This window comes from Streptomyces sp. NPDC058637 (assembly GCF_042717325.1).
In the GTDB taxonomy this organism is placed as follows: domain Bacteria; phylum Actinomycetota; class Actinomycetes; order Streptomycetales; family Streptomycetaceae; genus Streptomyces.
Window position 1 is genome coordinate 1 of the sequence record NZ_JBHXRD010000062.1, and the last position, 22,642, is coordinate 22,642.

The following is a 22,642-nucleotide window of genomic DNA, read 5'->3' on the forward strand; positions in this document are numbered from 1 at the left end:
TCTTGCGCGGTGCCTGCTTTTTTTTTTCTACCACCCCCCCCCGGGCCCCGCCCGCCCCCCCCCCCCCCCCGGGCCCGGTGCGTGCGCCACGACCGAGGGGCCTCCGGGGTCGCCGCCAGGGGGCGCGTCGGGCAGGACCGACCCCGGGCCGGGGGCTGCGCCCCCCAGGTCCGACCCCTGGCCCGGGGGCTGCGCACCCAGGCCGGCTCCGGCGCGCCCGCCCAGCAGGACCGGCCACGGATATCCCGCCGGATGGCTCACCCGAGGGCATCGCCGCTCCGGGGACTGCCCCGGGCGTCACCGCCGACGCGGCTCGCGCCGGGTGTCCAGGGCCCGCTCATCCCAGGGCAGGCGACCGACGCGGCTTACCCCGGGCTGCCTGGGCCGCCCGCTCACCTTCAGGGCGGGCGTTGACGCGGTTCACCCGGGGCGTTCCTGGCCGCCCCGTTCACCCCGGGCGCCCGGACCCGCCCGTTCACCCCGATCGGCCCGGGCACCGCTCACACCCTGGGCGCCCTGGGCCCCCGGCCCGCCCGCTCCCCCGCGCCCCGGCCCCGCTCACCCCACGCGTCCCGCCAGGGTGAGGGTGCGGTGTGCCGTGGCCACCACCGCCGCGTCGACGAATCTTCCGTCCGGGAGGGCGAGCGCTCCCGCCTCCGTCCGTGACGCCTCCATGATCTGTTCCGCAGCCTCGATCTCCTGGGCGGTGGGCCGGAACGCCCGCTCGATCACCGGCAGCTGCCGGGGATGGATCGCCGCCCGGCCGAGCAGCCCAAGGCTCCGCCCGTGCGCGCACGACGAGCGCAGCCCGGACAGGTCCTTGACGTCGGGGAACACCGACATGACGGGCGGGTCGAGCCCGGCCGCCCGGGCGGCGACCACGACGCGGCTGCGCGACCAGTCGAGCCCGGCGTCGTCCCGTACGCCCAGATCCGCCCGCAGGTCCGCCTCGCCGAGCGCGATGCCCCGGACCTCGTGATGGGCACCGGCGATCGAGTACGCGTGCTCGATCGCCAACGCCGACTCCAGCAGCGGATACAGCGCGACCCCCGGTGCCAACGCCGCGACATGGTGCACGGACGCCGCATGGGTGATCTTGGGGAGCCGCATCCCGGACAGCCCTGGCAGCCCCTTCAGGGCCTTGACGTCGCCCTCGCCGTGGACCCGGACATGGACCGGCACCGCCAGTGGATCGGCCGTGACCGGATCCGTGAGGAGCTCCACGGTCGCCGTCCGTGCGTACTCCTTGCGGTCCGGCGCGACCGCGTCCTCCAGGTCCACGATCACCACGTCCGCCCCGGAGCCGAGCGCCTTACGGACCACCGCGGGCCGGTCCCCGGGGACGTACAGCCAGGTCAGTGCCACCGCCGGGGCACTCACAGCGCCCCCTCCTCCCGCAGTGCCGCGATCTTCGGCGCCGACAGGCCGAGTCCGGCCAGGATCTCGTCCGTGTCCGCGCCGTGCGGCCGGCCGGCCCAGCGGATCGCCCCCGGTGTCTCCGAGAGCCGGAACAGCACGTTCTGCATCCGCAGCGGCCCCAGCTCGGGGTCGTCGACCTCGGTGATCGTGCCCAGTGCCCGGTACTGGGGGTCCTCCATCACGTCCCGCACGTCGTGGATCGGCGCGATGGCCGCCTCCGCCTTCTCGAACGCCGAGAGGGCCTCCTCCCGGGTGCGCCGGGCGATCCAGCGCCCCACGGCGTCGTCGAGTTCGTCGGCGTGCTCGGCGCGCGTGGTCCCGGCGGCGAACCACGGTTCGTCGATCAGGTCCGGGCGCCCGACCAGGCGCATGACGCGCTCGGCGACCGACTGGGCCGAGGTCGAGACTGCTACCCAGTGGCCGTCGGAGGTCCGGTAGGTGTTGCGCGGCGCGTTGTTGCGGGAGCGGTTGCCGGTGCGTGGCTGGACGTAACCGAGCTGGTCGTACCAGAGCGGCTGCGGCCCCAGGACCGTCAGGATCGGCTCGATGATCGCCAGGTCGACCACCTGCCCCTGCCCGGTGAGGTCCCGCCCGGCCAGGGCCGTCATCACCGCGTACGCCGTGGCGAGCGCCGCGATCGAGTCGGCGAGCCCGAACGGCGGCAGGGTCGGCGGCCCCTCCGGCTCCCCGGTGACGGCGGCGAAGCCGCTCATCGCCTCGGCGAGCGTGCCGAAGCCGGGCCGGTGCGCGTACGGGCCGAACTGGCCGAAGCCCGTGACCCGGGCCAGCACCAGCCGGGGGTTGACGGCACGCAGCTCCTCCCAGCCCACGCCCCAGCGCTCCAGCGTCCCGGGCCGGAAGTTCTCGATGATCACATCGGTGTCCGAGGCGAGCCGCAGCAGCACGTCCCGCCCGCCGGGGCTGGACAGGTCGAGGGTGAGGGTGCGTTTGTTGCGGCCCAGCAGCTTCCACCACAGGCCGACCCCGTCCTTCGCGGGACCGTGCCCGCGCGAGGGATCGGGCCTGCGCGGATGTTCGACCTTGATGACCTCGGCGCCGAAGTCTCCGAGCATGGTGGCCGCGAGCGGCCCGGCGAACAGCGTGGCGAGGTCCAGGACCCGCAGGCCGGCGAGGGGAGCGGTCGTCGTACTCATGCGGCATCGATCTCGCTTCGGTACGGCATCGACGTGGAGGCGCCGGGTCTCTGCACGCAGAGCGCGGCGGCCGAGGACGCCCAGGCCAGCGCCTCCGGGACCGCCCGGCCTTCGGCGAGCGCCACGGCGAGCGTGCCGACGAACGTGTCACCGGCACCGGTCGTGTCGACCGCCGTGACCTCGGGGGCCGGGAAGCGGATCGTCTCGCCGCCCCGGGCCGCGTACAGGCATCCCTTCCCGCCGAGGGTGATCAGGACCTCCGGGACCCGCCGGAGCAGGACCTCCGCCGCCGCACGCGGTTCCGCGCACCCGGAGAGCGCGGCGGCCTCGTGCTCGTTGGGGACCAACAGGTCGACGGCGTCGAGGAGTCCGGGGGGCAGCGGCTGTACGGGGGCGGGGGTGAGGATCGTCCGGACACCCCGGGCCCTCGCGGCCCGGGCCCCCTCCGTCACGACGGAGAGCGGGAGTTCCAGCTGGAGGAGCAGCAGACCGGCCGCGGCGATGGCGGCGTTCTCGCCCGGGCCGAGCGCGGTGACGGTCGCGTTGGCGCCGGGGATCACGACGATGGCGTTGGAGCCCTCGTCGTCGACGACGATGTGCGCCGTACCGCTCGGGCCGGCGACGGTGTGGAGCAGATCCGTGTCCACGCCCGCGTGTTCCAGATTCGCGCGCAGCCGGGAGCCGTACTCGTCGGTGCCGACCGCGCCGATCATCACCACCTCCCCGCCCGCGCGGGCCGCGGCGACGGCCTGGTTGGCCCCCTTGCCGCCGGGTACGGTCCGGAACTCCCGTCCGGTGACGGTCTCCCCGCGCCCGGGTGCCCGGGCGGTGTAGGCGACCAGATCCATGTTGGTGCTGCCGAGTACGGCGATCGCTGTCATGGGCGGCGTACCTCCTGATAGGTCAGTTCGGCGAGGGTGTCGAAGCCGATGGAGCCGAAGCCGGAAACGGACGTGGCGAGCCGGTTCTTGAGCGGGGCCGTCCACCGGTCGGGCAGTGCGGCGGGCCGGCCGGCCAGCAGGCCCGCGAGCGAACCGGCCGTCGCGCCGTTCGAGTCGGTGTCCCAGCCGCCGGACACCGCGCGGCAGACGGAACCGCCGAAGTCGCCGTCCGCGTGGGTGAGGGCGGCGGCCAGCAACGCCGCGTTGGGCAGGACGTGCACCCAGTGGTGGGTGGCGGCGTAGGCGCTGTGCAGCCGGTTCACGACCGTGTCGAAGTCCGGTTCGGCGCGGGCCGTCGCGATCCCGAGGCGCACCGCGTGCGCGTAGCGGGAGCGGGGCGGCACCACGCGCAGTCCGGCCGCCAGGCAGCCGTGGACATCCGTCTCGCCGCCGGCCGCCTCGGCGAGCGCCGCGGCGACGAACATCGCTCCGTACACCCCGTTGGCGGTGTGGGTGAGCACCGCGTCCCGGTGCGCCTGCTCGGCGGCGGCCCCCGGGTCGCCGGGGTGGGTCCAGCCGTGTACGTCGGCCCGGATCTGGGCGCCGATCCACTCCCGGAACGGGTTGCGCCGGCGGGCGGTGTCCGGTGGTTCGAGGCCGTCGAGCAGATTGCGGTACGCGACGCGTTCGGCGGTGAAGACGCGGCCCGCCGGGAGCTCGTCCAGCCAGAGCCGGGCGAGGTCGGCCGTGGTGAAGCCGCGGCCGTGCCGCTGGAGCAACAGCACCCCGAGGACGGGGAAGTTGAGATCGTCGTCCTCCGGCATGCCGTCGATGTTCTCGGCGAGGGAGGTGGCCGCCGAGCGCCGGTTCCAGGGGTGGGCCGCGGCCAGTTCGTCCGGCAGCCCGCGGGCGGTGAACCAGGTGGTGAGCGGCCAGTTCCCGGTGGCGCGGGCCAGGGCGCGGATGCCGGCCAGGGGCAGCTTCTCGACGGGCTTGCCGAGCAGGCAGCCGGCCGCCCGGCCCAGCCAGGCCGCGTGCAACTGTTCGGGACCCAGGGCCGTGGAGCGGGGCCGGGGAGCGGGCCAGCGCGGACAGGCGGCCCGGACCGCGGCCAGTCCGGTCGGCTCGTACTCCGCCAACGGGCTTTCCAGCACGGCGAGTTCGTCGAGCAGCCGCTCGGCGAGCGCCCGCAGCCCGGCGGGCGCGGGGGAGTCCGAGGCCCCCGCACGCTCCGGTGCCGGGGAGCCGCCGGCCGCGTACCAGCTCCGCTCGATGTCCCCGGCGTCCCGGCCGTCCTGCGCGGCCTGGCGCAGCTCGTGCCCCACCAGGTCCTCGGGCTGGACCCACGTCAGCCGTACGGTCATCGGGGGCCGGCCAGCGTCGTGAACGCCGCTTCGTGGGCCCGGCGGCGGGCGGTGTCCCGTACGAAGACCTCGCGGGCGACCTCCGTCAGGGCCCGTGCCGGGGCGTGCAGATCGAGGCGGCTGGCCTCGGCGACCGTCTTCACCCAGGCTTCGGGGATCGCCGGCTCGCCGTGGAGCGCGCCCGCGAGCGCGCCGCTCATCGTCGCGATCGAGTCGCAGTCACGGCCGTAGTTGACCGAGCCGAGCACCGTGTGCCGGAAGTCGCCGCCGCCGACGAGCAGCATCCCGAGCGCGACCGGCAGTTCCTCGATCGAGTGCAGCCGGGAGGGCCGCCGGGCGCCGAGCGAGGGGTCGCGGTAGTGCGGGCCCACCGTGTCGAACGGGGCCACCGCGGCGCGGACCGGCGCCAGCGCGGACTCGTAGTCGGTGTACCGGGAGGCCACTTCGCACACCGCCTCGATCGCCGACCGGGTGCCGTCCTTGGCGAGCGCCAGGGCGGCCGAGACGACGGAGCCGGGCGTGGCGCCCGGGACGCAGGCGGCGGCGACGGCCGCGGCGAGGACCGCGGCCGCCTCCCGCCCGTACGAGGACTGATGGGCACCCGCCACGTCCAGCGCCTCCGCGTACGCGGCCTCCGGATGGGCCGCGTTCACGAGCCCGACCGGGGCCATGTACATCGCCGCCCCGCAGTTGACGATGTTCCCGGAGCCTGCCTCGCGCGGGTCGGCGTGCCCGTAGTGCAGCCGGGTGACGATCCACTTCTCGGCGAGGAAGATCCGCTGCAGGGGGAGCGCCTCGGCCTCCAGCTCCGGGATCCAGCGGGGACGGGACATCAGATCCGGTACGAGGTGGTCGGCGACGGCGTACGCGTCGAGATGGCCGCGCACCACCTCGTACACCCGGATCAGCGCATGGGTCATCAGGGTGTCGTCGGTGACGTGCCCGTCGCCCTTGTGGTACGGGGCGATGAGGCGTGCGGTGCGCCAGTCGTCGCCGTGCCAGGGACCGACGATCCCGGTCACGCGGCCGCCGTGGCGTTCGGAGATCTGCTCCGGGGTCCAGCCCTCGACGGGACCGCCGAGGGCGTCACCGACGGCCGCCCCGACGAGCGCACCGGTGATCCGCTCATCCAGGGTGAGCGTCGTGGGGGTCGTGCCTGCCGCGAGCGGTACGGATGTTTTGGGTGTCATGCCGGAATTGTCCACCCGGGGTGACTGGTTCCGTGGCTGCCAGCAGCCCGGCGAGTTCGATGAGATCCGTACCGGCGAGCCGGGGCAGCGCGCACCCGGCCAGCGTGCGGCAGGCCTCGCGCCAGCCCGCGGGCACGGTGGCGATCCCGCCCAGCGCACCGGTCAGCGCCCCGGCGAGCGCGGGCGCGGAGTCGGCGACCCGGGACAGACAGGCCGCGGCGGGCACGGCCTGGGCGATCTCCCCCCGGGCGGCGGTGGTCAGGGCCAGGGCGACCGGCACGGTCTCGGCCGCGGCGATCCCGTAGCTGTACACATGGTCGACGATCTGGTGTTCCAGCACGGGGACGAGGGCGAAGGCGCCCGCCGCCTCGCCCGCGAACTCCCGTGCCAGCCGCACGGCGTGGACGGCGTTGCGGGCGATCTCGGTGCCCTCGGGGAGCCGGTCGAGCGCCGCGTTCACCACGGTGTCGACGTCCGCACCGGCCAGGGCCTCGGCGATCGCGGCGGCGACGGCACGGGCGCCGTGCACCCCGTCGCCGTCCTGCGTGTACCGGGCGTCGAACTCGGCGAGTTCGGCGGCGGCGGCCGGATCACCGGGGTGCACGATCGCGAGCACGGCGGCCCTGACGCAGGCCGCGTCGTCGAAGTAGTGCGGGTTGTCGTGGCCGGTGGCGGGCGGGCGCAGCCCGGCCGCGAGATTCCCCAGCCCGGCCCGTACGGAGATCCGGGCCCGGAGCGGGAGGACGGCGGACTCGACCTCCGGCGCCCGCGCGCTGGCCGCGGCCACCTTCGCGGCCAGCGCGTTCCACGACCGGTCGATCGCGTCCCGCATCCGGTGGCCGGGGGAGAGGCCGGGTGCGTGGTCCGCGGCGGCGGCCAGCACGGTCCGGGCGGTGAACGCGGCCCACTCGGCGTCGTCGGAGGGGCCGAGCCGGAGCGGTTCGGGCGGCTGGTTGAGGGCGATGGGCACCGGCAGCGTGGTCGTCGCGTTCTGCTCGGCGAAGGTGTCCAGCTCCCGGGTGAGCCGCCGGGTCCACTCGGGCATCCGCGCCGCCCGGTGCCGCGCGGCGGGCCACCCGGCGGCGTCCCCGGCCGCCAGCCCGAGCAGCAGCCCCTCGATCCGGGCCTGCCGGCCCGGCGCCCGCGCGGCCGGCCCGCCGGTGCGGGGGCGGTCGGCCGGTCCGGCGGTGATGTGGATGGCGACCCGGGGGGACGGACCCGGTGCGGCGGCGCCCTGGAGGGGGTCCGTCGCGGCGGTGTCCTGCCCGGGGCCCGGTGCGTGGGACGGGTTCTTCGGGGCGGGGGAGGCGGCCCCGCCCCCGTGCACGGCGGTCACCGGGTGGCTCCGTGGCAGGTCGCCGCGCCGTCCCACGGGGAGCCCGGGGCGTCCGGCGGCGGGGGTTCGGCGGGGCGGTCCGGGCCGGCCGGGGTGTCGTCCGCGTCGTCCGGGGTCAGCAGCTCCGCGATGTCCAGGACGTGATAGCCCCGCATCGAGGGCAGGCAGCTGCCCCGCACCGGGCCGATCGCCGACGCCCAGTCCCGCGGGATCGCCGACTCCCCGTGCAGGGCACCGGCCAGCGCCCCGGCCACCGCGGCCGTCGTGTCGGCGTCCCGGCCCATGTTCACGGCCGTCAGCACCGCCGTACGGAAGTCTCCGCGCGCGGCCGTGAACGCGCCGAAGGCCAGGCCCACCGCCTCCGGGGCCAGGTCCGTCCACGGATACCCGCCGATCACCACCGCGGAGCGCACCGCGCGTTCCCTCGTCAGCCGGTCCGGGTACGGCCGCTGCGCGGCGGTCACCGCGCGCCGCAGCGAACGGGCCGTCCAGGAGTCCATCGGCACGACCGAGAGCGCGGCGGCGATCACGGAGGCGAGCCCGGCTCCCACCATCGCCGCGGCCACCCCCGCCGCGACCGCCTGCCCGCCGTAGATGCCCTCCCCCTCATGGCTGACCCGGCCGTCCACCGCCACCAGCCGGGCCGCCTCCGCGGGCCGCCCCGCCGCGAAGACGCCGAACGGCGCCGCCCGCATCGCGAGACCGTCGCTCCACGCGTGCCGGTGCTGCGCCGAGATGGGGGCGGCCAGACCCCGCCGCAGATTCTCCAGCGTGCCGCGCTCGCTGAACCCCGCGCCGCGGAACGGGCCCTCGTCGAGGTCGGCGATCCAGTGGTGCCACGCCCGCTCGACGTGCGGGACGGTCAGCGCCGAACCGTGCCGTGCCAGCAGCAGCCCGGAGAAGATCGCGTACTCGGTGTCGTCCGTGCCGGCCGGGTCGTCGCTGACGAAACCCTCGATCCGGCCCCAGCGGCGGCGGATCTCCGAGGGCCGCATGTTCTCCGCCGGGGCACCGAGCGCGTCCCCCACCGCGAGCCCCAGCAGCGCCCCCCGGGCCCGGTCACCCGTACTGCCGGCCCCCGCGCCCGGCAGCGGCCCCGCCGCACCGTCCGCCATCAGCTCCATCGCGTCGACCCTTCGCTCGTCCCGGCAGACACCGGCAGAGCGATCTGTGCCACGCGAAGGCCCCCACGAGCCGGATCACGGCAACAAAAGGGCCACACGGATGATGCCGCGAAGGAGGCCCCCGAGGCGGGTAAGTACGGCCTTCCTTGCTGGCGGGAGGGCTTTTTCGTGCGTACTTTCGATCGTGTCGAGCGGGGGCCGGAAAGCGGGGAGCCCGCTTCCGGAGAAGGGGAGAGCTGTGTCCATCATCGAGACCGACGCCGTACTGCACGAGGCGCACCGGGACAACCACACCCACCGCGACGTGAACGGCGGCTGGCTGCGGCCCGCGGTGTTCGGCGCCATGGACGGCCTCGTCTCGAACCTCGCCCTGATGACCGGGGTCGCCGGTGGAGCCGTCTCCCAGCAGACACTCGTCATCACGGGCCTCGCCGGTCTGGCCGCGGGCGCGTTCTCGATGGCGGCCGGAGAATACACCTCCGTCGCCTCGCAGCGCGAGCTCGTCGAGGCCGAGCTCGACGTGGAGCGCCGTGAGCTGAGCAGACACCCCAAGGACGAGATGCGGGAGCTCGCCGCGCTCTACGAGTCCCGGGGCGTCGAACCCGCGCTCGCCCAGGAGGTCGCGCGCCAGCTGTCCAGGGACCCGGAGCAGGCGCTGGAGATCCACGCCCGCGAGGAGCTCGGCATCGACCCGGGCGACCTGCCCTCCCCGCTCGTCGCGGCCGTGTCCTCCTTCGGCGCCTTCGCGCTGGGCGCCCTGCTGCCCGTGCTCCCGTTCCTGCTCGGCGCCACCGCGCTGTGGCCCGCCGTGCTGCTGGCCCTGCTCGGGCTGTTCGGCTGCGGCGCGGTGGTGGCCAGGGTGACGGCGCGCAGCTGGTGGTTCAGCGGACTGCGCCAGCTCCTGCTCGGCGGGGCCGCCGCCGCGATCACATACGGTCTGGGCAGCCTGTTCGGCGTGGCGGTGGGAAGCTGAGAGCGTCCGCGGACGTTGCACCGGTGTGACGTACGTCTTGGCGCCCGTCACTGGGCGGATGGGGCAGTGCGGCCCTAAAATGAGATCCTATGCAGCGCTACACATAAGTAGCCGTTACCCGGCGGTTTCGATTCCATGACCGCAGGGCAAGAGCCGTAGACACCGCGGGCAACGACGCCTGTGCTCTCCGGTCCCCCCGGGCGGTGATCCACAAGGATCCGCCCGATCGTGACCCACCTCCACCACGACCGAGTGGTGTCCGCATGTTGGAACGGCCTATTCGCTTTTTGAGAAGCGTTCCATCATGTAACCTGCACGAAATTTCGCAGAGGGCCAACGTCGTCCCTCGGCACAGCACATGCCACGACGACGACGGGAGAGCCGATGCGTTCCGACGCCTGGTCGCCCATGGACGGTCGCCCCGCCCAGCAGGGGATGTACGACCCCCGTAACGAGCACGACGCCTGTGGCGTCGGGTTCGTGGCCACTCTGACCGGTGTGGCCAGCCATGAGCTGGTCGAGCAGGCGCTGACCGTACTGCGCAACCTCGAACACCGCGGCGCCACAGGATCCGAGCCCGACTCGGGTGACGGCGCCGGCATCCTGCTTCAGGTCCCGGATGCCTTCCTCCGCGACGAGGTCACCTTCGACCTCCCCGAGGCGGGCTCCTACGCCGTCGGAATCGCGTTCCTGCCCGCGGAGGACTCCGCCGAGTCCGTCCAGCAGATCGAGAAGATCGCCGTCGAAGAGGGCCTCGACGTCCTCGGCTGGCGCGAGGTCCCGGTCACCCCGGACCTCCTCGGCAACGGCGCCCGCGCCACGATGCCCGAGTTCCGCCAGCTGATCGTCGCCGACGGCACCAGCACCGGTGTCGTCCTCGACCGCAAGGCCTTCGTGCTGCGCAAGCGCGCCGAGCGTGAGGCCGGGGTGTACTTCCCCTCGCTCTCCGCACGCACGATCGTCTACAAGGGCATGCTCACCACCGGGCAGCTGGAGCCGTTCTTCCCGGACCTCTCCGACCGCCGTTTCGCCACCACCGTCGCCCTGGTCCACTCCCGCTTCTCCACCAACACCTTCCCGAGCTGGCCGCTCGCACACCCGTACCGCTTCGTCGCGCACAACGGCGAGATCAACACGGTCAAGGGCAACCGCAACTGGATGAAGGCCCGCGAGTCCCAGCTCGCCTCCAGCCTCTTCGGCGCCGCGCAGCTCGACCGGATCTTCCCCGTCTGCACCCCGGACGCCTCCGACTCGGCCTCCTTCGACGAGGTCCTGGAGCTGCTCCACCTCGGCGGACGCTCGCTGCCGCACTCGGTGCTGATGATGGTCCCCGAGGCGTGGGAGAACCACGCCTCCATGGAGCCCGCACGGCGCGCGTTCTACCAGTACCACTCCACACTGATGGAGCCCTGGGACGGCCCGGCCTGCGTCACCTTCACCGACGGCACCCAGGTCGGCGCGGTCCTCGACCGCAACGGCCTGCGCCCCGGCCGCTACTGGGTCACCGACGACGGCCTCGTCGTCCTCTCCTCCGAGGTCGGCGTCCTGGACATCGACCCCGCCAAGGTCGTCCGCAAGGGCCGCCTCCAGCCCGGCAAGATGTTCCTCGTCGACACCGCCGAGCGCCGCATCATCGAGGACGACGAGATCAAGGCGTCCCTCGCCGCCGAGCAGCCCTACGCAGAGTGGCTGGAAACCGGCGAGATCCAGCTCGAGGACCTCCCCGAGCGCGAGCACATCGTCCACACCCACGCCTCGGTCACCCGCCGCCAGCAGACCTTCGGCTACACCGAGGAAGAGCTCCGCGTCCTCCTCGCCCCGATGGCCCGCACCGCCGGCGAACCGCTCGGCTCCATGGGCACGGACTCGCCGATCGCCGCGCTCTCCGAGCGCCCCCGGCTGCTCTTCGACTACTTCACCCAGCTGTTCGCCCAGGTCACCAACCCGCCGCTGGACGCCATCCGCGAGGAGCTGGTCACCTCGCTGCGCTCCACGCTCGGTCCCGCCGGCAACCTCCTGGAGCCGACCGCCGCGGCGTGTCGCAGCGTCACGCTGCCCTTCCCGGTGATCGACAACGACGAGCTGGCCAAGCTCATACACATCAACGCCGACGGCGACATGCCGGGCATGAAGGCCGCCACCCTGGCCGGCCTCTACCGGGTCAGCGGCGGCGGCGACTCCCTCGCCGCCCGGATCGAGGAGATCTGCACCGAGGTCGACGCCGCCATAGAGGACGGCGCCCGCCTGATCGTCCTGTCCGACCGGCACTCCGACGCCGAGCACGCACCGATCCCCTCGCTGCTGCTCACCTCGGCCGTCCACCACCACCTCATCCGCACCAAGCAGCGCACCCAGGTGGGCCTGCTGGTCGAGGCCGGTGACGTGCGCGAGGTCCACCACGTCGCCCTGCTGATCGGCTACGGCGCCGCCGCGGTCAACCCGTACCTCGCGATGGAGTCCGTCGAGGACCTCGTCCGCGCCGGTACGTTCATCGAGGGCATCGAGGCCGAGCAGGCCATCCGCAACCTGATCTACGCCCTCGGCAAGGGCGTCCTGAAGGTCATGTCCAAGATGGGCATCTCGACCGTCGCCTCCTACCGGGGCGCCCAGGTCTTCGAGGCCGTCGGCCTGGACGAGGCCTTCGTCGCGCGGTACTTCAACGGCACCGCCACCAAGATCGGCGGCGCCGGACTCGGCATCGTCGCCAAGGAGGTCGCCGCCCGGCACGCCAAGGCCTACCCCGTCTCCGGCATCTCCGCGTCGCACCGCGCACTGGAGATCGGCGGCGAGTACCAGTGGCGCCGCGAGGGCGAGCCGCACCTGTTCGACCCGGAGACGGTCTTCCGCCTCCAGCACGCCACCCGCAACCGCCGGTACGACATCTTCAAGAAGTACACCGGCCGGGTCAACGAGCAGTCCGAGCGCCTCATGACACTCCGCGGCCTCTTCGGCTTCCAGTCGGGCCGCGAGCCGGTCTCCATCGACGAGGTCGAGTCCGTCTCCGACATCGTCAAGCGCTTCTCCACCGGCGCCATGTCGTACGGCTCCATCTCCCAGGAGGCGCACGAGACCCTCGCCATCGCCATGAACCAGCTGGGCGGCAAGTCCAACACCGGTGAGGGCGGCGAGGACGCGGACCGGCTGTACGACCCGGCACGCCGCTCGTCCATCAAGCAGGTCGCCTCCGGCCGCTTCGGCGTGACCAGCGAATACCTGGTCAACGCGGACGACATCCAGATCAAGATGGCGCAGGGCGCCAAGCCCGGCGAGGGCGGCCAGCTGCCCGGCCACAAGGTCTACCCGTGGGTCGCCAAGACCCGGCACTCCACCCCCGGTGTCGGCCTGATCTCGCCCCCGCCGCACCACGACATCTACTCCATCGAGGACCTGGCCCAGCTGATCCACGACCTCAAGAACGCCAACCCGGCAGCCCGCATCCACGTGAAGCTGGTCTCCGAGGTAGGCGTCGGCACGGTCGCGGCCGGTGTGTCCAAGGCCCACGCGGACGTCGTCCTCATCTCCGGCCACGACGGCGGCACGGGCGCATCCCCGCTCACCTCGCTCAAGCACGCGGGCGGCCCCTGGGAGCTCGGCCTCGCCGAGACCCAGCAGACCCTGCTGCTCAACGGCCTGCGCGACCGCATCGTCGTCCAGACCGACGGCCAGCTCAAGACCGGCCGCGACGTCGTCATCGCCGCACTCCTCGGCGCCGAGGAGTTCGGTTTCGCGACCGCGCCCCTCGTCGTCTCCGGCTGCGTCATGATGCGCGTCTGCCACCTCGACACCTGCCCCGTCGGCATCGCCACCCAGAACCCCGTCCTGCGCGACCGGTTCTCCGGCAAGGCCGAATACATCGTCAACTTCTTCGAGTTCATCGCCGAAGAGGTCCGCGAGATCCTCGCCGAGCTCGGCTTCCGCACGATCGAGGAGGCCGTCGGCCACGCCGAACTCCTCGACACCGACCGGGCCGTCACGCACTGGAAGGCACAGGGCCTCGACCTGGCGCCCCTCTTCTACGTGCCCGAGCTGCCCGAGGGCGCGGTGCGCCACCAGATCGCCGAGCAGGACCACGGCCTGGCCAAGGCACTCGACAACCAGCTGATCAAGCTCGCCGCCGACGCCCTGGGCGCCGACAGCGCCGAGGCCGCCCAGCCGGTCCGCGCGCAGATCGCGATCCGCAACATCAACCGCACCGTCGGCACCATGCTCGGCCACGAGGTGACCAAGAAGTTCGGTGGTGCGGGCCTGCCCGACGACACCATCGACATCACCTTCACGGGCTCCGCCGGCCAGTCCTTCGGAGCGTTCGTCCCGCGCGGTGTGACCCTGCGCCTGGAGGGCGACGCCAACGACTACGTCGGCAAGGGCCTCTCCGGCGGCCGCGTCGTCGTCCGCCCGGACCGCGGCGCCGACCACCTCGCCGAGTACTCCACCATCGCGGGCAACACCATCGCCTACGGTGCGACCGGCGGCGAACTCTTCCTCCGCGGCCGGACCGGCGAACGCTTCTGCGTCCGCAACTCCGGTGCGACCGTCGTCTCCGAGGGCGTGGGCGACCACGGCTGCGAGTACATGACCGGCGGCCACGCCGTCGTACTCGGCGAGACCGGCCGCAACTTCGCGGCAGGCATGTCGGGCGGTGTCGCGTACGTCATCGACCTGGACCCCGACAACGTCAACACCGGCAACCTCGGCGCCGTCTGCACGCTCGACGACACCGACAAGCAGTGGCTGCACGCCGTGGTGCGCCGCCACCAGGAGGAGACCGCGTCCACGGTCGCCGAGAAGCTGCTTGCCGACTGGGACACCGCGGTGGCCCGGTTCAGCAAGATCATCCCGTCCACCTACAAGGCAGTGCTCGCCGCCAAGGACGCCGCTGAGCTCGCCGGTCTCTCCGAGCAGGAGACCACCGAGAAGATGATGGAGGCGGCGACCAATGGCTGACCCCAAGGGCTTCCTGACCACCGGCCGCGAGGTCGCCGAGACCCGCCCCGTCGGCGAGCGCGTCAAGGACTGGAACGAGGTCTACGTTCCGGGCTCGCTGCTCCCGATCATCAGCAAGCAGGCCGGCCGCTGCATGGACTGCGGCATCCCGTTCTGCCACAACGGCTGTCCCCTCGGAAACCTCATCCCCGAGTGGAACGACTACGCCTACCGCGAGGACTGGTCGGCGGCGTCCGAGCGCCTGCACGCCACGAACAACTTCCCGGAGTTCACCGGGCGGCTGTGTCCCGCTCCCTGCGAGTCGGCGTGCGTGCTCGGCATCAACCAGCCGGCCGTCACCATCAAGAACGTCGAAGTCTCCATCATCGACAAGGCCTGGGACAGCGGGGACGTCACCCCGCAGCCGCCCGAGCGCCTCTCCGGCAAGACCGTCGCCGTCATCGGCTCCGGCCCGGCCGGTCTGGCCGCCGCCCAGCAGCTCACCCGGGCCGGCCACACGGTCGTCGTCTACGAGCGCGCCGACCGCATCGGCGGCCTGCTGCGCTACGGCATCCCCGAGTTCAAGATGGAGAAGTCGCACATCAACCGCCGCATCGAGCAGATGCGCGCGGAGGGCACCAAGTTCCGCACGGAGATCGAGATCGGCCGGGACATCGACGCCGCGAAGCTGCGCCGCCGCTACGACTCGATCGTCATCGCCGCCGGTGCCACCGTCTCCCGCGATCTGCCCGTCCCGGGCCGTGAGCTGAACGGCGTGCACTTCGCGATGGAGTACCTCCCGCTCGCCAACAAGGTGCAGGAGGGCGACCTGACGGTCACCCCGATCACCGCCGAGGGCAAGCACGTCGTCGTCATCGGCGGCGGCGACACCGGTGCCGACTGCGTCGGCACCGCCCACCGGCAGGGCGCGGCCTCCGTCACCCAGCTGGAGATCATGCCGCGGCCCGGCGAGGACCGTAACGCCAACCAGCCCTGGCCGACCTTCCCCATGCTCTACAAGGTCACCTCCGCGCACGAGGAGGGCGGCGAGCGGGTCTACTCCGTCTCCACCACCCACTTCGAGGGCGACGAGGACGGCAACGTCCAGTCCCTCCACCTCATCGAGGTGGAGTTCAAGGACGGCAAGCTGGAGCAGAAGGCCGGCACCGAGCGCGTCCTCCCGGCCCAGCTCGTCACCCTGGCCATGGGCTTCACCGGCACCGACCAGGCCAACGGCCTCGTCCAGCAGTTCGGCCTCGGCCTCGACGAGCGCGGCAACATCGCGCGCGACGAGGACTACGCGACCAACGTCGACGGCGTGTACGTCGCCGGTGACGCCGGCCGCGGCCAGTCCCTGATCGTGTGGGCGATCGCCGAGGGCCGCTCCGCGGCACGCGGCGTGGACCGCTTCCTCACCGGGGCCAGCGCACTGCCGGCCCCGATCCGCCCGACGGACCGTTCACTGACGGTCTGATCACGGCACACCCAGACGTCCCGTACAACGGCGTACGGAACTGAACACGGCGCCCGCCTCGTCCCCGACCGGACCATGGCGGGCGCTGTGACGCGTCCGGGGCCGGTTCCCTCCGCCGGCGTACGCCCGGCCGCCCCGCCCCGGAGGGGGCGGAGCCGTACCGCGACGGGCCGTCAGGCGGCGCCGGTCAGCGAGGCCGTCCGCAGGGCCACCACCAGCGCCAGCAGCCCGACCAGGACCACCCCGCCGGCCAGCTGGGCCCCGGAGGTCCGCAGCTTCGCCGGGGCGTAGGCGAGCCCGTACGTCACCAGGGCACCGGCCAGGAGACCGCCGAGGTGGCCCTCCCACGAGGTGAACGCGGCGGAGACGACCATCCACAGCAGGAACCCCGCCATGAAGCGGTTGACCGGCCGCATGTCCCGGCCCAGGCGGCGGTTGATGACGTAGAAGGAGGCCGCCAGACCGAAGATCGCGCCCGAGGCACCCACCGCCGTCGTCTCCGGCGAGACCAGGTACACCAGCACCGAACCGCCCACCGCCGACAGCAGGTACAGCGCCAGGTACCGCACCCGGCCGAGCTGTCCCTCGACGACCCGGCCCAGATTCCAGAGCGCGAACATGTTGAAGACCAGGTGCATCACACCGAACGACGCGTCCGGGGGCAGATGCAGGAAGGCCCCCGTCAGCAGCCGGTACCACTCGCCGTCGGCCACCCCGATCAGGTCGAAGCCGGGAACGTCCCCGCCCCTGTAGTAGTACTGTCCGCCCTCCGGATCGACCAGCACCGCACCCAGCATCCCGAACCGGTCCACGGTCTCGGAGCGGACCACCTCGACGGCGTACGCGAGGACGTTCAGCACCATCAGCGTGTACGTCACCCCCGGCGTCGTGGCCGTCGGCACCGCGCCGCCGAACAGCGAGCGGGCCCGGCGGACCGAACGCTGCCCCTCCTTCACGCACTCCACGCAGTGATGACCGACGGCGGCCTCACGCATGCAGTCGGGGCAGATGTACCGGTCGCAGCGCGTGCAGCGCACATACGTCTCGTAGGACGGGTGGCGGTAACACGTGGTGGCGGCGGCCTCCATGGCCGACTCCTTCATTCGTTTACGGAGCGGAGGGGCCGCTGGGGCGGCGGCGCTCAAGATAGCGAACGCCGGGGGCGGCGGGCACACCTGGGTCGGCGGGCCCGTAGTCTCGAAGGCCCCGCCGCCGGAGCCGCGGCAGCCGGAATCCCCTGATCGGAGGCCGACATGGCCGACTCGTCCATCGCCCCGGGCCCGGCCATCAGCCTGAGCAAGGTGCGGGAGCGGGCACCGGCACTGGCCGGCCCGTACGAGAGCGCACGGGTGTCACTGGACAAGCACGGGGCGAGCGGCCTGCGCGCCGCCGTCTACCTGGTGCTCGACCACTCCGGCTCGATGAGGGAGTACTACCGGGACGGCAGCGTCCAGGCGCTGGCCGACCGGGTGCTCGGCCTGTCCGCCCACCTCGACGACGACGGCCGGGTGCCCGTCGTGTTCTTCTCCACGGACGTCGACGCGGTCACCGACATGGCGCTGGACGACCACGAAGGCCGGATCGACGCGATCGTGGCGGGTCTCGGACACATGGGGAAGACCAGCTACCACCTGGCCATGGACGCCGTCATCGACCACTACCTCGACAGCGGCTCCACCGCGCCCGCCCTCGTCGTCTTCCAGACGGACGGCGGACCGATCAGCAAGCACGCGGCGGAACGCTACCTCTGCAAGGCGGCGAAACTGCCGCTGTTCTGGCAGTTCGTCGGCTTCGGCGACAAGCGGAGCTCGCAGTTCGACTTCCTGCGCAAGCTCGACGAACTGGCCGTACCCGAGCGGCGCCCCCTCGACAACGCGGGCTTCTTCCACGCCGGAGCCGACCCCAGGGCCGTCCCGGACTCCGAGCTGTACGACCGGCTGGTCGCCGAGTTCCCGCGCTGGCTCACCCAGGCCCGCGCCCAAGGGGTCGTCCGATGACCCTGCGCGTCCTGCGGGCGGCCGATCGCACGCCCGTGCCCTGGCACAACGGCGGGGGAGTGACCCGGCAGATCGCGGCCGCCCCCGAGGACGCGACGGCCGGCACCGCCGCCTGGCGGATCAGCCTGGCGGAGGTGTCCCACGACGGCCCCTTCTCGCTCTTCCCCGGCCTGGACCGCACCCTGACCGTCGTCGAGGGCGAGGGCATGGACCTCGTGGTCGGCGGCGAGCACCACATCGTCGACGAGCCGTTGTGGCCCCACGACTTCCCCGGCGACCTGCCGGCCGACGGCCGGCTCCTCGCCGGCCCGGTCGTCAACCTCAACGTGATGTACCGCAGGGACCGCCCCGCGGCCTCGACCGCCGTCGTACGCGGCACCGTCCGGCTGATCCCGCCCGACGGCGGCGCGGTCGTGGCCGTGGCGCTGGAGGACGGTGCGGTGCTGGAGGGCACCACGGACGTCGAACTGGCCCGCTACGACGCGGTGCTGGCCGTCGGCGGGTCACCGGGCGTGCTGCGGACGTGCGGCTACGCGGTGGTCGTCACCCTGCCCGGGGCGTGAGCGGCCGCACGGGAGGACCGTCACACGCCGGGCACCCGGTAGCGGTGTGCCAGGGAGACGGCCGGGGGCCCGGAGGCCGCGGGCAGACCCTGCTTTTCCCGGCGGATCGGCCATGTTGAGCGCGCCGGACTTCTCCCTGGCCTCCTCGGGGGCCCGGAGGCCGTAGATCTCCAGGCCCGCATCGGTCGGCACGCACGTGCGAAAGGCATCCGGCATACGTGTCACCGAGGAGCGCCCGCAGTTCCGCGTCGAGCGCGTCGTACTGCTCGGGCGTGGTGGCGGGCGGTACGGCCTTCGGGAAGACCGCCGTCTCACTCACCTCGGGTGGCCCGGGAGCCCTCCCGGCCGCCGGGAGGCGACGCCCTCCAGCACACCACGACCGCGCCGGGGCGGCATCCGTTCCGGTGACGTCCGGAGATTCCGGGGAATCCCGACAGAGGATGTCGGGATCAGGGGATTCGATGGACCCATGACATCGAGTTCGTGGCAGGACTTCCAGACGGCCGAACCGGCCTTCGCCGACACCGTCCGCAAGCGCTTCAAGCAGTACAGGCACCACGTTCTGGCCACCCTCCGCAAGGACGGCTCGCCCCGGGTCACCGGGCTGGAGGTGGAGTTCCGGCTGGACGAGATGTGGCTCGGCATGATGCCGAACTCCCGCAAGGCACTGGACCTGCGGCGCGACCCCCGCTTCGCCGTCCAGGCCAACCCGGGACCCGACGCGGAGATGGCCGACGGCGACGTCCGGATCTCCGGCCGCGCGGTGGAGATCACCGACCCGGCCGTGCTCGCCCGCTTCGTCGAGGCGGTGACGCCGCCACAACCCTTCCTCCTCTTCCGCGCCGAACCCGACGAGGTGGTCCGCACCGGGATCGACGGGGACGACCTCGTCGTCCAGGTCTGGCGGGCCGGTGCTCCGCTGCGGACGCTGCGCAGGGGCAACGACGACGGCCCGCCCCGCGAGGTGTGAGCCGAGCCGTCGGCTCGCGTCCCGGGCATGACCTGAACCACGGGCCCGGCGTGACCTGAAGCAGCGGCCCGGCGTGACCTGAAGCAGCGGCCCGGCGTGACCTGAACCGACAGCTCGCCGGTGCGAGGCCTCCGTCCGGCCGGTGTGAGGCGTCCGGCCGGCTCCGGGCCGGTCGGACGGACAATGGGCGGGTGCCCAACAAGAAGAAGTCCCCGGCGCACTCCTCACCGGAGCGCCGCGGCGAACTGCTCTCCATCGCCGCAGAGGTCTTCGCCGCACACGGATACGACGCCACCACCGTCCGCAGGATCGCGGACGAGGCCGGGATGCTCGCCGGCAGCCTCTACCACCACTTCGATTCGAAGGAATCGATGGTGGACGAGATCCTCTCCACCTTCCTGGCCGGGCTTCGGGCCGCGTACGACAAGGCGCTCGGCCCCGGCACGGGCCCCGGCATCGACCCGGGTCCCGGCCCCGGCGGGACGATCGAGGCGCTGGTCACCGCATCGTTCCGGCAGATCGACCGGAACCGTGCCGCCGCCGCCATCTACCGGAAGGAGGCCGAGCACCTCTCCGCCCGGCCCGGCTTCGCATACCTGGCCGACGCGCGGGCGGCCCTCGAGGAACCCTGGCTGCACGCGCTGGAGCGGGGCGTCGCCGACGGCTCCTTCCGCGCGGATCTGGACGTGCCGATCACGGCCCGTCTCCTGCGGGACGCCGTCTGGGGCGCGGCCTCCTGGTACCGGCCCGGCGCCGACCAGGACCCCGAGGAGCTGGCCCGCCGGTGCCTCTCCCTGATAAAGAACGGCATCACGTCGCGTACATGATAATTACGCCCGCGGGCTCCGGTCCGAAGGCACCCGACCGGAGCAACGCGCACCGGGAACCTCATGAGTCGGTCCGCCCGGCGCGCTCCCGTCCGGAACGCGCGGACGTGGCATTCGGGTGAATGTCCCTCCGGTCGGCCGGACCCGTGGACCCGGGGGTTCCGTTTTCCTGTCGGAGGGCTCACGACCCTTGGGAGAACAGTGCGGGAAGCGTCGGGGAACGATTCCGGAACCCTCCGCCGACGGCCCCGAAGACCGCCCTGGTCAGCGAACCCTTCCACGCGGCGGGCCGGCGGGACCTGCCGCCCGGCGACAGAACGTGCTACGGTTGCCCAGTTGCAGTTTTGGTACCCATGAACTTTATGTGCGCCTGACGGGAACCCTCCTCAGGCGCTTTATTGTTTTCCGGCTTTCTCCGGATGGGGCTCAATGCGGCGACTTGGAATCCGTAAAGTGCGGATTTCCGGCACTGCACCTCTTTTAGGAGAATGACATGGCTACTGGAACCGTGAAGTGGTTCAACTCGGAAAAGGGCTTCGGCTTCATCGAGCAGGACGGCGGCGGCGCCGACGTCTTCGCCCACTACTCGAACATCGCCACCCAGGGCTTCCGTGAGCTCCAGGAGGGCCAGAAGGTCTCCTTCGACGTCACGCAGGGCCAGAAGGGCCCGCAGGCGGAGAACATCGTCCCGGCCTAATTGCCGGACGCGTACCTCGCAACCGGGGCCCGCACCGTGAAGGTGCGGGCCCCGGTTTGTGCTGTTTCCGGCTCATACCGTCCCCGGTCCGCTCCGTGTCCGGGACACCTGCTCTGTGCTTGCATCCTGGGGCGCACATCAAGCAGTCCACAGCAGTCGGCAGTAACCCCAGGAATCCCCCAGGAGGGCAATTCCGTATGACCCGCTCCGAACGCCAGGACCGACCCACCCGCAGCCGCCCGATAAAGGGGCGCGGTACGGACAGGCCGCAGGCGAACACCCGAGGCGCCGGCAAGGCGCCGGCCCGTCGCAGGCCCGCACCGGCACAGGGCGGCGAATTCGCCCTGCCGGAGAGCATGACCCCCGCACTGCCCGCCGTCGAGGCGTTCGCCGAGCTGGACATGCCCGCCGCGCTGCTGAAGACCCTCGCCGCCCAGGGTGTGACCGACCCGTTCCCCATCCAGGGCGCCACCCTGCCGAACTCGCTGGCAGGCCGGGACATCCTCGGCCGCGGCCGTACCGGCTCCGGGAAGACCCTGGCCTTCGGCCTGGCCCTGCTCGCGCGTACCGCCGGACGCCGCTCCGAGCCGCACGCCCCGCTGGCCCTCGTCCTCGTCCCGACCCGTGAGCTCGCCCAGCAGGTGACCGACGCGCTGACCCCGTACGCGACGTCCGTGAACCTCCGCGTGACCACGGTCGTCGGCGGCATGTCGATCAGCCGGCAGTCCGGCGCGCTGCGCCGTGGCGCCGAGGTGCTCGTCGCCACGCCGGGACGGCTCAAGGACCTCATCGAGCGCGGCGACTGCCGTCTCGACGAGGTCGCCATCACCGTCCTCGACGAGGCCGACCAGATGGCCGACATGGGCTTCATGCCGCAGGTCGTCGCGCTGCTCAAGCAGGTCGAGCCGGACGGACAGCGGATGCTGTTCTCCGCGACCCTGGACAAGAACATCGACCGGCTGGTCAAGATGTTCCTCACCGACCCGGTCGTGCACTCCGTCGACCCGTCCGCCGGTGCGGTCACCACGATGGAGCACCACGTGCTCCACGTCCTGGACGAGACGGACAAGAAGGCCGTCGCCACGAAGATCGCCGCCCGTGAGGGCCGGGTCATCATGTTCGTCGACACCAAGCGTGCCGCCGACCGCTTCGCCAAGCGGCTCCTCGCCAGCGGTGTACGGGCCGCGGCCCTGCACGGCGGCCGGTCCCAGCCGCAGCGCAACCGGACGCTCGACCAGTTCAAGAACGGCCAGGTCACCGCGCTCGTCGCGACGAACGTGGCGGCCCGCGGCATCCACATCGACGACCTGGACCTGGTCGTCAACGTGGACCCGCCGACCGATCACAAGGACTACCTCCACCGCGGCGGGCGCACGGCGCGCGCCGGGGAGTCCGGCAGCGTCGTCACGCTGGTGCTGCCCGAGGAGAAGCGGGACATGACCCGGCTGATGTCGGACGCGGGTATCGCGCCCCACACCACGCGGATCAAGTCCAGCGACGAGGAGCTCAGCCGGATCACGGGTGCCCGTGAGCCGTCCGGCGTCGCGATCGTCATCGAGGTGCCGCAGCCGACACAGCCCAAGCCGCGTACGCGCGGCACCGGCTCGGGCTCGGCGGCGGGCGGGGTCGTCCGCTCGGGCAGCCGGGGCCGCGGCCGTCGCGGTGGTACGGGCGCGGCCACGGGTGCCGCGCAGGGCGGCGGCGGTGCGGCGCGCGGTGGCGCGGGCGGCGGTGGCGCACGTGGTGGTGC

The 22,642-nt window shown here is 72.7% G+C and carries 17 protein-coding genes; 9 read left to right on the forward strand and 8 right to left on the reverse strand.

Features of this window, described 5'->3' with window-relative positions; genetic code table 11:
- Positions 1 to 558: 558 nt before the first annotated feature.
- From ACFWVP_RS34435 to ACFWVP_RS34465, 7 genes are all read right to left on the reverse strand, one after another.
- Positions 559 to 1,380, reverse strand: a complete 822-nt coding sequence (locus ACFWVP_RS34435) for an HpcH/HpaI aldolase/citrate lyase family protein (protein ID WP_384502065.1) — start codon at positions 1,378 to 1,380, stop codon at positions 559 to 561.
- A complete protein-coding gene (locus ACFWVP_RS34440) occupies positions 1,377 to 2,573 on the reverse strand; it encodes a CaiB/BaiF CoA transferase family protein (RefSeq protein ID WP_384502067.1) in 1,197 nt (398 codons plus the stop codon). The genes ACFWVP_RS34435 and ACFWVP_RS34440 overlap by 4 nt, the downstream gene beginning before the upstream one ends.
- The gene (gene rbsK / locus ACFWVP_RS34445; RefSeq protein ID WP_384502069.1) at positions 2,570 to 3,454 is read right to left on the reverse strand and encodes a ribokinase; all 885 of its coding nucleotides are present in this window, start codon (positions 3,452 to 3,454) and stop codon (positions 2,570 to 2,572) included. The genes ACFWVP_RS34440 and rbsK overlap by 4 nt, the downstream gene beginning before the upstream one ends.
- A complete protein-coding gene (locus ACFWVP_RS34450; RefSeq protein ID WP_384502071.1) occupies positions 3,451 to 4,818 on the reverse strand; it encodes an ADP-ribosylglycohydrolase family protein in 1,368 nt (455 codons plus the stop codon). The genes rbsK and ACFWVP_RS34450 overlap by 4 nt, the downstream gene beginning before the upstream one ends.
- Positions 4,815 to 6,008 (reverse strand): ADP-ribosylglycohydrolase family protein, encoded by a 1,194-nt coding sequence (locus ACFWVP_RS34455; protein WP_384502073.1) that lies wholly within the window; start codon positions 6,006 to 6,008, stop codon positions 4,815 to 4,817. Before ACFWVP_RS34455 ends, ACFWVP_RS34450 begins: the two co-directional genes overlap by 4 nt.
- The gene (locus ACFWVP_RS34460; protein ID WP_384502091.1) at positions 5,944 to 7,200 is read right to left on the reverse strand and encodes an ADP-ribosylglycohydrolase family protein; all 1,257 of its coding nucleotides are present in this window, start codon (positions 7,198 to 7,200) and stop codon (positions 5,944 to 5,946) included. The genes ACFWVP_RS34455 and ACFWVP_RS34460 overlap by 65 nt, the downstream gene beginning before the upstream one ends.
- A gap of 140 nt (positions 7,201 to 7,340) precedes the next feature.
- Entirely contained in the window at positions 7,341 to 8,459 is a 1,119-nt protein-coding gene (locus tag ACFWVP_RS34465) for an ADP-ribosylglycohydrolase family protein (RefSeq protein WP_384502092.1), read from the reverse strand.
- Positions 8,460 to 8,706: 247 nt separating this feature from the next.
- Between ACFWVP_RS34465 and ACFWVP_RS34470 the strand changes: the two genes are divergently transcribed.
- From ACFWVP_RS34470 to ACFWVP_RS34480, 3 genes are all read left to right on the forward strand, one after another.
- Positions 8,707 to 9,441: a VIT1/CCC1 transporter family protein gene (locus ACFWVP_RS34470; protein ID WP_384502075.1), complete on the forward strand. Its 735-nt coding sequence runs from the start codon at positions 8,707 to 8,709 to the stop codon at positions 9,439 to 9,441.
- Between the two features lie 384 nt (positions 9,442 to 9,825).
- Positions 9,826 to 14,385 carry a glutamate synthase large subunit gene (gene gltB / locus ACFWVP_RS34475; RefSeq protein WP_384502077.1) on the forward strand — a complete coding sequence of 1,520 codons (4,560 nt, stop codon included), beginning with the start codon at positions 9,826 to 9,828 and terminating at the stop codon, positions 14,383 to 14,385.
- Positions 14,378 to 15,838 carry a glutamate synthase subunit beta gene (locus ACFWVP_RS34480; protein WP_384502079.1) on the forward strand — a complete coding sequence of 487 codons (1,461 nt, stop codon included), beginning with the start codon at positions 14,378 to 14,380 and terminating at the stop codon, positions 15,836 to 15,838. Before gltB ends, ACFWVP_RS34480 begins: the two co-directional genes overlap by 8 nt.
- 173 nt (positions 15,839 to 16,011) lie before the next feature.
- On the opposite strand, the gene ACFWVP_RS34485 is transcribed toward ACFWVP_RS34480, so the two are convergent.
- The gene (locus ACFWVP_RS34485) at positions 16,012 to 16,926 is read right to left on the reverse strand and encodes a rhomboid family intramembrane serine protease (protein WP_384502080.1); all 915 of its coding nucleotides are present in this window, start codon (positions 16,924 to 16,926) and stop codon (positions 16,012 to 16,014) included.
- 165 nt (positions 16,927 to 17,091) lie between these two features.
- Here ACFWVP_RS34485 and ACFWVP_RS34490 point away from each other — a divergent pair, with 165 nt between their 5' ends.
- The 6 genes from ACFWVP_RS34490 to ACFWVP_RS34515 all read left to right on the forward strand — a co-directional run.
- Entirely contained in the window at positions 17,092 to 17,835 is a 744-nt protein-coding gene (locus tag ACFWVP_RS34490; protein WP_384502082.1) for a VWA domain-containing protein, read from the forward strand.
- Positions 17,832 to 18,398: a HutD family protein gene (locus tag ACFWVP_RS34495; RefSeq protein WP_384502083.1), complete on the forward strand. Its 567-nt coding sequence runs from the start codon at positions 17,832 to 17,834 to the stop codon at positions 18,396 to 18,398. The genes ACFWVP_RS34490 and ACFWVP_RS34495 overlap by 4 nt, the downstream gene beginning before the upstream one ends.
- A gap of 469 nt (positions 18,399 to 18,867) precedes the next feature.
- A complete protein-coding gene (locus ACFWVP_RS34500) occupies positions 18,868 to 19,368 on the forward strand; it encodes a pyridoxamine 5'-phosphate oxidase family protein (protein WP_384502085.1) in 501 nt (166 codons plus the stop codon).
- A gap of 191 nt (positions 19,369 to 19,559) precedes the next feature.
- Positions 19,560 to 20,195, forward strand: a complete 636-nt coding sequence (locus ACFWVP_RS34505) for a TetR/AcrR family transcriptional regulator (RefSeq protein WP_384502087.1) — start codon at positions 19,560 to 19,562, stop codon at positions 20,193 to 20,195.
- Between the two features lie 493 nt (positions 20,196 to 20,688).
- Positions 20,689 to 20,892 (forward strand): cold-shock protein, encoded by a 204-nt coding sequence (locus ACFWVP_RS34510; protein ID WP_015607926.1) that lies wholly within the window; start codon positions 20,689 to 20,691, stop codon positions 20,890 to 20,892.
- A 197-nt stretch (positions 20,893 to 21,089) separates the two neighbouring features.
- A partial coding sequence (locus ACFWVP_RS34515) for a DEAD/DEAH box helicase (RefSeq protein ID WP_384502089.1) occupies positions 21,090 to 22,642 on the forward strand: 1,553 nt, incomplete at its 3' end.

Excerpts from the sequence above, each read along its gene's own strand:
- ACFWVP_RS34440 (WP_384502067.1), bottom strand. The coding sequence starts at position 2,573 with ATGAGTACGACGACCGCTCCCCTCGCCGGCCTGCGGGTCCTGGACCTC.
- rbsK (WP_384502069.1), bottom strand. The coding sequence starts at position 3,454 with ATGACAGCGATCGCCGTACTCGGCAGCACCAACATGGATCTGGTCGCC.
- ACFWVP_RS34450 (WP_384502071.1), bottom strand. The coding sequence starts at position 4,818 with ATGACCGTACGGCTGACGTGGGTCCAGCCCGAGGACCTGGTGGGGCAC.
- ACFWVP_RS34455 (WP_384502073.1), bottom strand. The coding sequence starts at position 6,008 with ATGACACCCAAAACATCCGTACCGCTCGCGGCAGGCACGACCCCCACG.
- ACFWVP_RS34465 (WP_384502092.1), bottom strand. The coding sequence starts at position 8,459 with ATGGCGGACGGTGCGGCGGGGCCGCTGCCGGGCGCGGGGGCCGGCAGT.
- gltB (WP_384502077.1), top strand. The coding sequence starts at position 9,826 with ATGCGTTCCGACGCCTGGTCGCCCATGGACGGTCGCCCCGCCCAGCAG.
- ACFWVP_RS34480 (WP_384502079.1), top strand. The coding sequence starts at position 14,378 with ATGGCTGACCCCAAGGGCTTCCTGACCACCGGCCGCGAGGTCGCCGAG.
- ACFWVP_RS34485 (WP_384502080.1), bottom strand. The coding sequence starts at position 16,926 with ATGGAGGCCGCCGCCACCACGTGTTACCGCCACCCGTCCTACGAGACG.
- ACFWVP_RS34490 (WP_384502082.1), top strand. The coding sequence starts at position 17,092 with ATGGCCGACTCGTCCATCGCCCCGGGCCCGGCCATCAGCCTGAGCAAG.
- ACFWVP_RS34495 (WP_384502083.1), top strand. The coding sequence starts at position 17,832 with ATGACCCTGCGCGTCCTGCGGGCGGCCGATCGCACGCCCGTGCCCTGG.
- ACFWVP_RS34500 (WP_384502085.1), top strand. The coding sequence starts at position 18,868 with ATGACATCGAGTTCGTGGCAGGACTTCCAGACGGCCGAACCGGCCTTC.
- ACFWVP_RS34510 (WP_015607926.1), top strand. The coding sequence starts at position 20,689 with ATGGCTACTGGAACCGTGAAGTGGTTCAACTCGGAAAAGGGCTTCGGC.